Below are 13,180 nucleotides of genomic sequence, written 5' to 3' on the forward strand. Positions count from 1 at the left end.
CGACCACCCGCAGCTGTCCCACGCACCCCCACCACGAAGGGATCAGCACATGCACAGCAGCACCGCCAGACACGTCAGGCGCATGTCGGCCATCGGCGCGGTCGTCGCCCTCGCCGCCGGCATGCTCGTCACCGTGGCCCCGGCCGCACACGCGGCCGCCGGTGCCACGCTCCCCTTCACCTCCGTGGAGGCCGAGTCCGCGACGACCACCGGCACCCGGATCGGCCCCGACCACACCCAGGGCTCGCTCGCCTCGGAGGCCTCCGGACGGCAGGCCGTGCGGCTCACCTCGGGGCAGCGCGTGGAGTTCACCGTGCCGCGCGCGGCCAACGCGGTGAACGTCGCCTACAGCGTCCCCGACGGCCAGTCCGGTTCGCTGAACGTGTACGTCAACGGCACGAAGATCGCCAGGACCATCCCGGTGACCTCCAAGTACTCGTACGTGGACACCGGCTGGATCACCGGCGCGAAGACACACCACTTCTTCGACAACGCCCGGCTGCTGCTCGGGCAGGGCGTCCAGGCCGGGGACCGGGTCGCCGTCGAGTCGACCGGCACCCAGGTGACCGTGGACGTCGCCGACTTCGAGCAGGTCGCCGCGGCCGCCGCCCAGCCCGCCGGGTCGGTGTCGGTCGTGTCCAAGGGCGCCGACCCCAGCGGCAACGGCGACTCCACCCAGGCGTTCCGGGACGCCATCGCCGCCGCCCAGGGCGGAACGGTCTGGATCCCGCCGGGCGACTACCGTGTCACGTCCTCCCTCAACGGCGTGCAGAACGTGACCCTGCGGGGCGCCGGCAGCTGGTACTCGGTCGTGCACACCTCCCGCTTCATCGACCAGTCAAGCTCCGCCGGCAACGTCCATATCAGCGACTTCGCGGTCATCGGCGAGGTCACCGAACGCGTCGACTCCAGCCCCGACAACTTCGTCAACGGCTCCCTCGGCCCCAACTCGTCCGTGTCCGGCATGTGGATCCAGCACCTGAAGGTCGGCCTGTGGCTCACGGGCAACAACGACAACCTGGTGGTGGAGAACAGCCGCATCCTCGACACCACCGCCGACGGACTCAACCTCAACGGCAACGCCCGCGGGGTCCGCGTCCGCAACAACTTCCTGCGCAACCAGGGCGACGACTCGCTCGCGATGTGGTCGCTGTACTCGGCCGACACCAACAGCAGCTTCGAGAACAACACCATCTCGCAGCCCAACCTCGCCAACGGCATCGCCGTCTACGGCGGCACCGACATCGCCGTACGCAACAACCTGATCTCCGACACCAACGCCCTCGGCAGCGGCATCGCGATCTCCAACCAGAAGTTCGCCGACCCGTTCTCCCCGCTGTCCGGCACCATCACGGTCGACGGAAACACCCTGGTGCGCACCGGCGCGATCAACCCCAACTGGAACCATCCGATGGGCGCGCTGCGCGTCGACTCCTACGACAGCGCCATCAACGCGACCGTCGACATCACCAACACGACGATCACCGACAGCCCGTACAGCGCCTTCGAGTTCGTCGCCGGCGGCGGACAGGAGTACCCGGTCCGGAACGTCAACGTGACCGGCGCGACCGTGCGCAACACCGGCACGGTCGTCGTCCAGGCCGAGGCACAGGGCGCGGCCACCTTCCGGAACGTCACCGCCACCCAGGTGGGCGCCGCGGGCGTCTACAACTGCCCCTACCCGGCGAACTCGGGCCCCTTCACGCTCACCGACGGCGGCGGCAACTCCGGCTGGTCCAGCACCTGGTCGGACTGCTCCAGCTGGCCCCAGCCCGGTCACGGCAACCCCGATCCCGACCCGGGCCGCAACCTCGCCAAGGGCCGCCCGGCCACCGCGACCGGCTCCCAGGACGTCTACACCCCCGGCAGGGCCGTCGACGGCGACGCCGACTCCTACTGGGAGTCGGCCAACAACGCCTTCCCGCAGGCCCTGACGGTCGACCTCGGATCCTCCTACGCCGTGCGCCGGCTGGTGCTGAAGCTGCCCCCGTCCTCGGCCTGGGGCGCGCGCACCCAGACCGTCACCGTGCTCGGCAGCACCGACGGCTCCCGGTACACCACCGTGCTCGGCGCCCAGGCGTACCGCTTCGACCCGGCCACCGGCAACACGGCCGCCATCAGCCTGCCCGCGTCCACCAGTCTGCGCCATCTCCGGCTCAGCGTCAGCGCCAACACGGGCTGGCCGGCCGCCCAGTTCAGCGAGGTGGAGGCCTACCTGACACCTTGACCGCCGCTGCCGTCCGCCGCGTCCCCGGGGGAACGAGGGTGTCCCGGGACGCGGCATCGACGGCGTGGACGGTGGCCGGATGCCGCACCGCACGGACCGCCGAGATTCACATAGGCGCCACCGGACCCTTCCCTGACGTTTGTTGCTCTTGGAACACTCACTCCGCAGCAGATTCCGTCATCCGACGGCATCACGTACGTCAGGATGAGAGGGTCCTTATTTATGTCCGAAGTCAATCGGCGGCGATTCCTGCAGCTCGCGGGAGCCACCACGGCCTTCACGGCGCTGTCCGGCAGCATCCAGCGCGCGGCCGCCCTGCCCGCCCGGTACCGCACGGGGTCGGTGGAGGACGTCGAGCACATCGTCGTGCTCATGCAGGAGAACCGTTCTTTCGATCACTACTTCGGCTCACTCAAGGGAGTCCGGGGCTTCGGCGACCCGCGCCCCGTCACGCAGAACGGCAGGTCCGTCTGGAAGCAGTCCGACGGCAAGAAGGACATCCTGCCGTTCCACCCGGACGCCGACGACCTGGGACTGGCCTTCATCCAGGACCTGCCGCACGGCTGGAACGACGGCCATGTGGCCTTCAACCAGGGCAAGTACGACAAGTGGGTGCCCGCCAAGTCCGCGACGACGATGGCGTACCTCACCCGGAACGACATCCCGTTCCACTACGCCCTCGCCGACGCGTTCACCGTCTGCGACGCCTACCACTGCTCGTTCATGGGCTCCACCGACCCCAACCGCTACTACATGTGGACGGGACACACCGGCAACGACGGCAAGGGCGGCGGTCCGGTCCTCGGCAACGAGGAGGCGGGCTACGGATGGACGACGTACCCCGAGCGCCTGGAGCAGGCGGGCGTCTCCTGGAAGATCTACCAGGACGTCGGCGACGGCCTCGACGCCGCCGGCTCGTGGGGCTGGATCGGTGACGCCTACCGCGGCAACTACGGCGACAACTCGCTCCTCTACTTCGACCAGTACCGGAACGCGCAGCCCGGCAACCCGCTGTACGACAAGGCCCGCACCGGCACCGACGCGAGGAAGGGCGAGGGCTACTTCGACCGGCTGAAGGCGGACGTGAAGTCCGGCAACCTGCCGCAGGTGTCCTGGATCGTCGCCCCCGAGGCCTTCACCGAGCACCCCAACTGGCCCGCGAACTACGGCGCCTGGTACATCGCCCAGGTGCTGGACGCGCTCACCTCCAACCCCGAGGTCTGGGGCAGGACCGCGCTGTTCGTCACCTACGACGAGAACGACGGCTTCTTCGACCACGTCATCCCGCCCTACCCGCCGGCCTCCGCCGCCCAGGGCCGGTCGACCGTCGACGCCTCCCTGGACCTCTTCAAGGGCGACGCCGGTCACGCCGCCGGACCCTACGGGCTGGGCCAGCGGGTGCCCATGCTGGTCGTCTCTCCCTGGAGCAAGGGCGGTTACGTCTGTTCCGAGACCTTCGACCACACCTCGATCATCCGGTTCATCGAGCGCCGCTTCGGCGTACGGGAGCCGAACATCTCCCCCTGGCGGCGCACCGTCTGCGGCGACCTGACCAGCGCCTTCGACTTCTCCCGCCCGGACACCGCACCGGCCGCGCTGCCCTCCACGGCCGGCTACCAGCCGCCGGACCGCGACCGTCACCCCGACTATGTGCCCACTCCGCCCGCCAACCCCTCCCTGCCCAGGCAGGAACCCGGCAGCCGGCCCGCCCGCCCGCTGAAGTACGCCCCGGTGGTGGACGGCTCCGCGGACACCGCGGCCGGGAAGTTCACGCTCACCTTCGCCTCGGGAGCAGAGGCGGGCGCGGCCTTCCTCGTCACCTCGGGCAATCGCACCGACGGCCCCTGGCCCTACACCACCGAGGCCGGCAAGACCCTGTCCGACACCTGGAACTCCACCTACTCGGACGGCTCGTACGACCTCGCCGTGCACGGTCCGAACGGCTTCCTGCGCGTGTTCAGGGGACGCAACAAGGTCGCGGGCCCCGAGGTCACCGCGCGGTACGCAGGCGGCTGTCTGGAGCTGACGTTCACCAACAAGGCATCCGGCACGGTGCGGCTGAAGGTCACGAGCGGCTACGGCGGCAGCGCGAACACGGTGACCGTACGGTCCGGTGCCACCGTGAGGCAGAGCGTCGACCTCACGGCGAGCGGGCGCTGGTACGACCTGACCGTCACCTGCGACACCGATCCGGCGTTCGTGCGCGGCTTCGCCGGGCACGTCGAGAACGGGCTGCCCGGCGTCAGCGACCCGGCGATCGTGACGGGGTGAACGGGCGATGAAGACCCATTCGTGCGGACTGGTCAGGTACCGGTCACAGCGGGGTAGTGTGCCCCGGTGACCACGCAATCGAAGACTCCTGCAGGCTGGTACCCGGACCCGCACGGGGCGGCTCAGACGCTCCGCTACTGGGACGGCTCGCAGTGGACCGACCACACCAACCCGGCGCAGCAGGCCGCCGGGCAGGCGCCGCCGCAGGCCGCTCCCCGGCAGCCGGCCTTCCCGCAGCAGCAGACCGCCGACGCCAGGGTGCAGCGCCAGGTGCGGCAGCAGGCCGGCGTCGCGGCCGGCGGCCCCGGTGGCGGCACCCTGTTCACCGAGCCGGTGCTCGTGGTGAACCAGAAGGCCAAGCTGATCGAGGTGACCAACGAGTACAAGGTCATGGATCAGAACGGCCGTGAGATCGGCTCGGTCACCCAGGTCGGCCAGGGCGTGCTGAAGAAGATCCTTCGCTTCGTCTCCAGCCTGGACCAGTTCATGACGCACAAGCTGGAGATCCGCGATGCCCACGGCCGGCCGCAGCTGCTGCTGACCCGGCCGGCGAAGATCTTCAAGTCCCGGGTGATCGTGAGCCGTCCGGACGGCTCGCCGGTCGGCGAGATCGTCCAGAAGAACATGATCGGCAAGATCAACTTCGCGATGAACGTGGACGGCCGGCAGGTCGGCGCGATCAAGGCGGAGAACTGGCGGGCCTGGAACTTCGCGATCGTCGACCACGCGGACAACGAGGTCGCCCGGATCACCAAGACCTGGGAGGGTCTGGCCAAGGCCCTGTTCACGACCGCGGACAACTACGTCCTGCAGGTGCACTACCAGCTGCCCGAGCCGCTGCTCAGCCTCGTGGTGGCGACGGCGCTGACCGTCGACACCGCGCTCAAGCAGGACGCGCGCGGCTTGGGCTGAGACAGCCCCGGGTACGGCGACGGCGGCGGCCGGTGCGCGGGTCTCCCCGGGCACCGGCCGCCGCCGTCCCCGCTCACAGGGCGGTGAGATGCCCCGGATGTCCCGGCCGGCATGGCTGTCCCGGCTGCCGGGGCACCAGTGCCGGTTCCGTCGTCGCCGTCCCCGGCTCCAGCGCGAGGACCGCCGCGACCGGGTGCGCGTCGTGCGTGTCGCGCCGCTCGGCGTGCTCGTCCTGCACGCCGTACCGCCCGGTCTGCTCGGGGCGTTCGCCGTGTCCGCCGTACCCCTCACGCCCGGTGGGACCGTCGTGTTCCCCGGCCTCCCCGGGCCGGCCGGTGCGCTCGGGTGCCCGAGCCCTGCGGGCCAGCAGGAGCACGCCCCACGCGGCCACGCCCGCTCCGGCCACGGCCAGCAGCACACCGGCGACGCCGCCCTGCAGTCCCTGTCCCAGCAGGGTGAGGCCGATGACCGCGGCGGCCACCGGGTTGGCGAGGGTGACCACCGCCAGCGGAGCCCCCAGGCCGCCGCGGTAGGCCGTCTGCGAGAGCAGCAGGCCGCCGACGGCGAACGCGGCCACGAGCACGGCCACCACGATCACCTCGACGGCGGGCGCCGGGCCGGAGCGCCGGGTGGCCGCCACGGTCACCGTCTGGGTCAGCGCCGAGGCGACCCCCGAGGCGAACCCGGACGCGGTCGCGTGCCTGAGCCCCGGTTTCGTGCCGGGCCGGGACAGCACACCGATCGCGGCGGCGGTCGTACCGGCGACGGCCAGTGCCCCGGTCAGCGACAGCACCCGAGCGGGCGCCGGACCGGAGGCGGTGACCAGCAGCGCGGCCAGCCCGAGCAGCGTCAGCGCCGTCCCTCGCCACTCCACCGCGTCGACCCGGCGCCCGGCCGCCCGCGCCCCGAGCGGTACGGCCGCCACCAGGGTGAGCGCGCCCAGCGGCTGTACGACGGTCAGCGGGCCGTACTTGAGGGCGACGACGTGCAGCAGGGCGGCGGCCGCGTTCAGCCCGACGGCCGACCACCAGGCACCGGTGCCCAGCAGCCGCAGCAGGCCGGCTCCGGCGTCACGGGAGGCGAGGCGTTCCTGGGCGACGGCGGCCAGCGCGTAGGCGACCGCCGAGACCAGCGAGAGGCCCACGGCGACCAGGGCGGCGGCACTCATCGGCCCGCTCCCACGAGGACCGGCGGGCCGGCGGCGAGCCGGTCCGTGCCGCGTTCCGCCGTGCCGGGCGTCCGCTGCGGCCGGTGGATGACCATCAGGGCGAGACCGAGCATGACCGTCGCGGCGATCGCGTCCAGCCAGTAGTGGTTGGCCGTGCCGACGATCACCAGCAGCGTGATCAGCGGGTGTGCCAGCCACAGCCAGCGCCACCGGGACCGGATGGCCGCGATCAGGCCGACCGCCACCATCAGCGCCCAGCCGAAGTGCAGCGAGGGCATCGCCGCGAACTGGTTGGACAGGTGGTCGCTGGACGGCGGGCCGTACACGGAGGGGCCGTAGATCCGGGCGGTGTCCACCAGGCCCGTCCCGGTCAGCATCCGCGGCGGGGCCAGCGGGAACGTGAACGGCAGTACCAGGGCGGCCGAGGTGAGCACGGCCAGGACCCGGCGGGCCCACACGTAGTGCGCGGGCCGCCTGAGGTACAGCCAGACCAGGAAGGCCACCGTGGCCGGGAAGTGCACGGTCGCGTAGTAGGTGTTCGCGAGGTGGACCAGGGCCTTGCCGTGCAGCAGTGCGGACTGCACGGAGGTCTCGTCGGGCAGGTGCACCGCTCGTTCGAGATCCCAGACGCGGTGGGCGTCGCGGAAGGCGTCCCCGGTGTGGCCGACGGCCAGCCGACGGCCGAGCTTGTAGACGAGGAATAGTCCCGCGACCAGCAGAAACTCACGTATGAGAGCCGGGCGCGCGGTCGCGTCCGGCCCGGCTTCTGCCGCTGCGGGCTCGGTTCGGGCAGTCATCCCCCGGCCCCTTCGCTGACGGTGGTGCGTGTGCGGTGCGTGGGTGGTCCATGCGAGTCCGGAACCGGGCCCGGAAACTCATCGATACGTTGCCGTACCGATACGCCAGTGTACCGATACGGTCGAGTACCGGTACACTGGCGTATCGATTGATGTGCGCCACACTGGAGACGCGGGCTGGAGACCGGCTCGAGCCCGGATCCAGGACGCCGCACGCGCAGGGAAACGGGCCACACACGAGTGAGGGGAAGAACGGCATGACGTCGCAGGCGCACGGACCGGAGGCGGTTGCCTCCTCGCGCCGCTCCAAGATCACGCCGGAGCGTGAGCGGGAGTTCTTCGACGCCGTGCTGGAGCAGATCCGTGAGTGCGGCTACGACTCCGTCACCATGGAGGGCGTCGCCGCCAGCACCCGCTGCAGCAAGTCCACGCTGTACCGGCAGTGGAGGAACAAGCCGCAGTTCGTCGCGGCCGCCCTGCGCGCCAGCCGCAAGGTGCGCTTCGCCGGCATCGACACCGGATCGCTCGCGGACGACCTGCGCCAGGCCGCCCGGGCGGCCGGTGACTGGTCCAACAAGGACGCCACGCTCATGCAGGCCCTCGGACACGCGGTCACGGCCGACCACGAACTGGCCCAGGCGCTGCGCGAGGCGCTCGTGCTGCCCGAGATCGCGGCGCTCCAGGCCATGCTGGAGCGGGGCGTGGAGCGCGGTGAGGTGGCGGCGGGCCACCCCGCGCTGGAGTACGTCCCCGCCATGATGTTCGGCGTCCTGCGCGTCCGGCCCGTGCTCAGCGGCCAGTACGCCGACGCCGACTACCTCGTCCGTTTCGTGGAGGCCACCGTGCTGCCCGCGCTCGGACTGACCCAGGACCCAGGCCGCCGTTCACGGGATGACTGAACGGTGACCTGCTCGCGCCGCACCGTGGGGACGGGGGCGGCGCGCACCCCCGGCCGGGTGGGGCCCCCCTTGAGCGGAGGGGCGCCCCACCCGGCCGACTCGTCGCGCCGGGACCGGTCGCTTGTGGCCGACCCGGTGTGTCCGGGCCTGCCGTGGCTCCCAGGCCTGCCGGGCCTGCCGTGGCTCCCAGGCCTACTGTGGCTCCCGGGCCTGCCGGGCCTGCCGTGGCTCCCAGGCCTACTGTGGCTCCCGGGCCTGCCGGGCCTGACCGGATCGTCGAACCCGGCCGATTTGCTCTGCCGGGACCGGCCAGGACCGTCGGATCCGGCGCGATCCCCTGTGCCGGGAACGGTCGGCCCTGGCCGACCTGGTGCACCGGGAACCGTCAGCCCTTGCGGACTTCCGGTGCCGGGGGAATGTCACAACCGGCCGGTCACTTCTCGCGCCGGGACCGTCAGACGTCCTGGCCCGCGCCCCCGCCCGACGACACCTTGATCCCCTTCAGGATCTCGTCGATGACGGACACCTTCTGGCCGACGTCCACGCCGAAGCGCACCACCACGATCTGCCGGGCGTTGTCCGGGGAGGGGAAGGCGACCGACTCGACGTAGCCGTCGGCGCCCTTGCTCGTGACCGCCTTCCAGCGCACTCGGTAGCCCTTCTGCCCGGCCACCGTCACCGCCTTGGACGCCAGCACCTTGTGCGAGGTGATGGCGCCGTAGGTGGCGCCGCCGTACGACTGCTCGGCGTTGGCCCCGACGTCCGCCTTGGCGACCTCCTCGGCCGTGGCGCCCTTGTGGCCCAGCAGCGCGGCCGGTGCCGTGTAGGCGCCGCCCGGGGTGCACGTCTGGTCGCTGCTGCCCGGGCACTTGTAGGCGCCGCCGGACGTGATCTGCGCGCCGACCTTGAGCGTCTGCCCGGTCCAGCCCTCGGGCACCGGCAGGCTGATGCCGTCGACCGGGTCCGGCACCGTGCCGCCGCCCTGGACCTTGGGCGCCTCCGAGGGACCGGGCGAGGGCGAGCCGCCACCACCGGAGCCACCGGACCCGCCGGACCCACCTGTCCCGCCGGATCCACCGGGCCCGCCGAACGGGCCGCCCCGGCCGCCGTCCTGGCCCTGCCCCTGCGACCCGGCGCGGGCGCCGCCGCCCCCGTCGTCCTTGGCCAGGGCGTAGACGCCCACGCCTATGCTCACCAGCACCGCGACCGCCACCGCGACGGCGGTGCCGGTGCGCAGCCCGCGCCGCGAACCGGCCCCGGGCGGCTGGGGAAAGCCCGCGTACCCCGGATGGGCGCCGTACCCGCCGGGACCCGTGGGCGCCGCACCGGTGGGCGGGCCGTACCCGCCGGGAGCCGGGGGTGCCGCACCGGTGGGCGGGCCGTAGCCACCCGGAGCCGAGGGCGTGGCACCGGCGGGCTGAGCGGGGTAGGCCGGGGGTACCGGGTGGCCCGGCTGCGGGGCGCCGGGCGCCGGCTGCGGCGGGGGCCCCCACGCGGCGGCCGTCCCGGCGGGGCGCGTCCGGTCCGTCCAGGCCGCGCCGTCCCACCAGCGCTCGGTGGGCGGCCCGTCATTCGTCTGCCCGGGGTCGGGGTACCACCCGGGGGGAGTCACCTGCGTCATGCCCCCACCGTAAGAGGCGACCGTGAAAGAGGGATGAGAGGATCCCACGCGAAGCCGGCCGACCCGCCCGCTTCGCCACGCAATTTCCTCCCGTGTCCGCTACGGCGGTACTACGGTCTGCCGCTGTCCGGCTCGCACCTGCGCGTTGCGGTGGTTCGACGGTCTGCGGCTGTCCGGTTCGGACCCTGTCGGCTGCGGTGGTCGACGGTCTGCGGCTGTCCGGCTCGGATCCTGTTGGTTGCGGTGGTTCGACGGTCTGCGGCTGTCCGGCTCGGAACCCTGCCCGTTGCGGTGGTCGACGGTCTGCGGCTGTCCGGCTCGGATCCTGTCGGCTGCGGCGGGATGACGGTCTGCCGCTGTCCGGCTCGGACCCTGCCCGTTGCGGCGGGATGACGGTCTGCCGCTGTCCGGCCCGCACCTGCCCGCTGCGGCGTCGCTAGGGTGCGCTGTCGGGCCCCCGTGTGCCCGCCGGCGCCTCCACCACCAGGCGTTCCGGCGCGCGGTGCGGGGGCGGGGGCGACGGGAATCCGGTGGAGCCCGGGGTCAGTGAGCCCAGGACGCGGGCGTGGCGGGCGCCGGTGCTGCGCGGGTCGGTACCCGGCAGACCGTGCGCGGTGAGGAAGCCGAGGACCGCGAAGGCGTACGCCTCCTTCGCCGCGGCGGGCAGCCCCAGCTCGTCCGAGGCCCGCAGCGGGACCCCGGCGAGGAGCCGGCGGAGCGTCCCGGCCAGCACCGGGTTGCGCATGCCCCCGCCGGACGCGATCACCTCGGTGGCGCCGACGGACCGTACCGCGTCGGCGACGGTCCGGGCCGTCAGCTCGGTGAGCGTCGCCAGCGCGTCCTCGGGGCGGACCCCGTCGAGCAGCCCCGACGCCCGCAGGTACCCCGCGTGGAACAGCTCCTTGCCGGTCGTCTTCGGCGTCGGCAGCGCGTAGTACGGCTCCGTGAGCAGCCGCTCCAGCAACCCCCGGTCCGCCCGGCCCCGCGCGGCCAGCGCGCCGTCCGCGTCGTACGCCAGGCGCCCACCGCTGAACTCGCGGACCGCCGCGTCCAGCAGCGCACAGCCCGGCCCGGTGTCGAAGGCCGTCCCGTCCGGGGCCGTCAGATTGGCGATGCCGCCGATGTTCAGGGCCACCGGTCTGCCCGGCCGGCCCCGCAGCCACAGCAGGTCGAACAGGCTCACCAGCGGCGCGCCCTGGCCGCCGGCCGCGACGTCCCGGGCCCGGAAGTCGGCGACCACCGGCAGCCCGGTCGCCTCCGCGATCCAGGCCGGCTGCCCGAGCTGCAACGTGCCGTGCACCCGGCCGTCCGCCACCCAGTGGAACACCGTCTGCCCGTGCGAGGCCACCAACTCCGCCCGGCCCCCGCACAGTTCACGATCGGCGTGGACGGCCGCCGCCGCGAAGGCCCGTCCGATGCCGGTGTCGAGCCGGCACACCTCGGCGAGCGGCAGCGAGGCCGGCGGCAGGGCGGCCGAGAGGGCGGCCCGCAGGCCGTCGTCGTACGGGGTGCTCACCATCCCCAGCGGCCGCAGCACCAGTGTGCCGCCGTCGAGCCGCAGGCCGGCCGCCGCGGCGTCGACCGCGTCGTACGACGTTCCCGACATCAGCCCGATCACCAGCATGGGTCAACTCCCCGTTCCGGAGGTTCGCTTCAGGAGGGCCGCGGCGCTCACCGCGCACGCCGCCGCCGCGTAGAGGGCGGGCACGTCCGGGTTGCCGGTGCGCCGCACCGCCTCCGTGATGATCAGGCCCGCGCAGCCGGAGAAGAGCGCGTTCGACAGGGCGTAGGCGAGCCCGAGTCCGGTCCAGCGCACCCGGGTGGGGAACATCTCGGCGAGCAGCGCGGGTCCCGGCCCCGCCATCAGCCCCACGATCACGCCCGCCGCACACAGCGCCCACGCCTTCACCGCGCTCGACGTGCCCGGATCCCGCAGGAGACCGAGCAGGGGCAGTGCCGTCACCACCACCAGCACGGCCCCGGTGAGCAGCACCGGCCGCCGTCCCACCCGATCGCTGAGCAGCCCCGCCGGGAGGATCGCCACCGCGAACCCGGCGTTCGCGGGCACCGCGGCGAGCAGTGCGTGCCGGACGCCCGTGTGCAGGGTGAGCTGCAGATACGACGGCAGCACCACCAGGAAGGTGTAACCGGCCGCGGACCAGCCCATCACCCGCGCCGCGGCCAGCGCGAGCGCCCCGCCCCCGAGCCGCACCACCGAACCCTCCGGTTCCGCCGCGCGTACCGGGTGCGACGGCGGCCGCTCCGGTTCCGCCCCGCGTGCCGGGTGCGACAGCGACGGCGACCGCTCGGGTTCCGGCTCCGCCCCGCGCGCCAGGTGTGACGGCGACGGCGACCGCTCCGGTTCCGGCTCCGCCGCGCGTACCGGGTGCGACGGCGGCCGCTCCGGTTCCGCCCCGCGTGCCAAGTGTGACGGCGACGGCTGCGGTTCCGTCCCGCGTGCCAGGTGTGACGGTGACGGCTGCGGTTCCGTCCCGCGTGCCAGGTGTGACGGCGACGGCTCCGGTTCCGCCCCGCGAGCCGCGAACGACGGCGACTCCGGCAGTCCTGTCCGCAGCCACAGCGCCACCAGTCCCAGTGGAAGTGCCAGCAGGAAGGGCAACCGCCATCCCCACGAGGTCAGTTGGGCATCGCTGAGCACCGTCGCCGTCACCGCCGTCACCGCGGCCCCGCCCAGCAGGCCGAGCGCCACCGTGAAGGACTGCCACGCCCCGTACAGTCCCCGCCGGCCCGGCGGCGCGGACTCCGTCAGCAGCGCCACCGCGCCACCGAACTCCCCGCCCGCCGCGAGTCCCTGCACGACTCTCAGCGACGTCAGCAGCCACGGTGCGAGGGCGCCCACGGCGTCGTACGTCGGCAGCACGCCGATCAGCGCGGTCGCACCCGACATCAGCGAGACCACCCCGATCAGCACCGGCCGCCGTCCCCATCGGTCGCCCAGCCTGCCGAACACCACCGCGCCGACCGGCCGGAAGAAGAACGCCAGGGCGAACGAGGCGTACGTGCGCACCAGCGCCGCGGCCGTGCCGCCGCCCGCCGGGGCGAAGAACCGCTCCGCCAGCACCGTGGCCAGAAAGCCGTAGACACCGAACTCGTACCACTCGACGAGGTTCCCCACCGACCCCGCCGCCACCGCGCGCACCCGCGGCCCCCGCGTCACCGCGCGGTCGCCGGAAACCGGCTTCGTCCCAGACACCGTTGACGCTCCGTCCGCTGCTGACCGGGTGGTCGGGGCGGGTGCGCGTTGCCCGGCGGCACCCGTTTTCA

General features: G+C 73.0%; 9 protein-coding genes. 4 read left to right on the top strand and 5 right to left on the bottom strand.

All coding sequences use genetic code 11. The annotated features are described in order from the left end of the window. The first annotated feature begins 49 nt into the window (after nt 1-49). The 3 genes from ABVB68_RS26760 (at nt 50) to ABVB68_RS26770 (ending at nt 5,410) form a co-directional block, all read left to right on the top strand. Nucleotides 50-2,227 carry a discoidin domain-containing protein gene (locus ABVB68_RS26760; RefSeq protein ID WP_353603697.1) on the top strand — a complete coding sequence of 726 codons (2,178 nt, stop codon included), beginning with the start codon at nt 50-52 and terminating at the stop codon, nt 2,225-2,227. 222 nt (nt 2,228-2,449) lie between these two features. Further along, nucleotides 2,450-4,498: a phosphocholine-specific phospholipase C gene (locus tag ABVB68_RS26765; protein ID WP_353603698.1), complete on the top strand. Its 2,049-nt coding sequence runs from the start codon at nt 2,450-2,452 to the stop codon at nt 4,496-4,498. 66 nt (nt 4,499-4,564) lie between these two features. After that, a complete protein-coding gene (locus ABVB68_RS26770; protein WP_353603699.1) occupies nt 4,565-5,410 on the top strand; it encodes an LURP-one-related family protein in 846 nt (281 codons plus the stop codon). Nucleotides 5,411-5,483: 73 nt separating this feature from the next. Here ABVB68_RS26770 and ABVB68_RS26775 read toward each other — a convergent pair whose 3' ends face one another. Together ABVB68_RS26775 and ABVB68_RS26780 are read right to left on the bottom strand one after the other, a co-directional pair. After that, entirely contained in the window at nt 5,484-6,578 is a 1,095-nt protein-coding gene (locus tag ABVB68_RS26775) for a DMT family protein (RefSeq protein ID WP_353603700.1), read from the bottom strand. Then, the gene (locus ABVB68_RS26780; RefSeq protein ID WP_353603701.1) at nt 6,575-7,375 is read right to left on the bottom strand and encodes a phosphatase PAP2 family protein; all 801 of its coding nucleotides are present in this window, start codon (nt 7,373-7,375) and stop codon (nt 6,575-6,577) included. The genes ABVB68_RS26775 and ABVB68_RS26780 overlap by 4 nt, the downstream gene beginning before the upstream one ends. A gap of 257 nt (nt 7,376-7,632) precedes the next feature. Between ABVB68_RS26780 and ABVB68_RS26785 the strand changes: the two genes are divergently transcribed. Next, nucleotides 7,633-8,274, top strand: coding sequence for a TetR/AcrR family transcriptional regulator (locus ABVB68_RS26785; protein WP_353603702.1), 642 nt, complete (start codon nt 7,633-7,635; stop codon nt 8,272-8,274). 454 nt (nt 8,275-8,728) lie between these two features. Here ABVB68_RS26785 and ABVB68_RS26790 read toward each other — a convergent pair whose 3' ends face one another. The 3 genes from ABVB68_RS26790 to ABVB68_RS26800 all read right to left on the bottom strand — a co-directional run bounded on the left by ABVB68_RS26790 (nt 8,729) and on the right by ABVB68_RS26800 (nt 13,109). Beyond that, a complete protein-coding gene (locus tag ABVB68_RS26790; RefSeq protein ID WP_353603703.1) occupies nt 8,729-9,895 on the bottom strand; it encodes a DUF2510 domain-containing protein in 1,167 nt (388 codons plus the stop codon). Between the two features lie 436 nt (nt 9,896-10,331). Continuing rightward, nucleotides 10,332-11,519 (bottom strand): anhydro-N-acetylmuramic acid kinase, encoded by a 1,188-nt coding sequence (locus ABVB68_RS26795; protein ID WP_353603704.1) that lies wholly within the window; start codon nt 11,517-11,519, stop codon nt 10,332-10,334. Nucleotides 11,520-11,522: 3 nt separating this feature from the next. Continuing rightward, complete coding sequence (locus ABVB68_RS26800) at nt 11,523-13,109, bottom strand: MFS transporter (RefSeq protein ID WP_353603705.1); 1,587 nt, start codon at nt 13,107-13,109, stop codon at nt 11,523-11,525. Nucleotides 13,110-13,180: the final 71 nt, after the last annotated feature.

Source organism: Streptomyces sp. NPDC096012 (assembly GCF_040426375.1).
Classification (GTDB): domain Bacteria; phylum Actinomycetota; class Actinomycetes; order Streptomycetales; family Streptomycetaceae; genus Streptomyces.

Excerpts from the sequence above, each read along its gene's own strand:
- ABVB68_RS26785 (WP_353603702.1), top strand. The coding sequence starts at position 7,633 with ATGACGTCGCAGGCGCACGGACCGGAGGCGGTTGCCTCCTCGCGCCGC.
- ABVB68_RS26760 (WP_353603697.1), top strand. The coding sequence starts at position 50 with ATGCACAGCAGCACCGCCAGACACGTCAGGCGCATGTCGGCCATCGGC.
- ABVB68_RS26780 (WP_353603701.1), bottom strand. The coding sequence starts at position 7,375 with ATGACTGCCCGAACCGAGCCCGCAGCGGCAGAAGCCGGGCCGGACGCG.
- ABVB68_RS26795 (WP_353603704.1), bottom strand. The coding sequence starts at position 11,519 with ATGCTGGTGATCGGGCTGATGTCGGGAACGTCGTACGACGCGGTCGAC.
- ABVB68_RS26775 (WP_353603700.1), bottom strand. The coding sequence starts at position 6,578 with ATGAGTGCCGCCGCCCTGGTCGCCGTGGGCCTCTCGCTGGTCTCGGCG.
- ABVB68_RS26765 (WP_353603698.1), top strand. The coding sequence starts at position 2,450 with ATGTCCGAAGTCAATCGGCGGCGATTCCTGCAGCTCGCGGGAGCCACC.
- ABVB68_RS26790 (WP_353603703.1), bottom strand. The coding sequence starts at position 9,895 with ATGACGCAGGTGACTCCCCCCGGGTGGTACCCCGACCCCGGGCAGACG.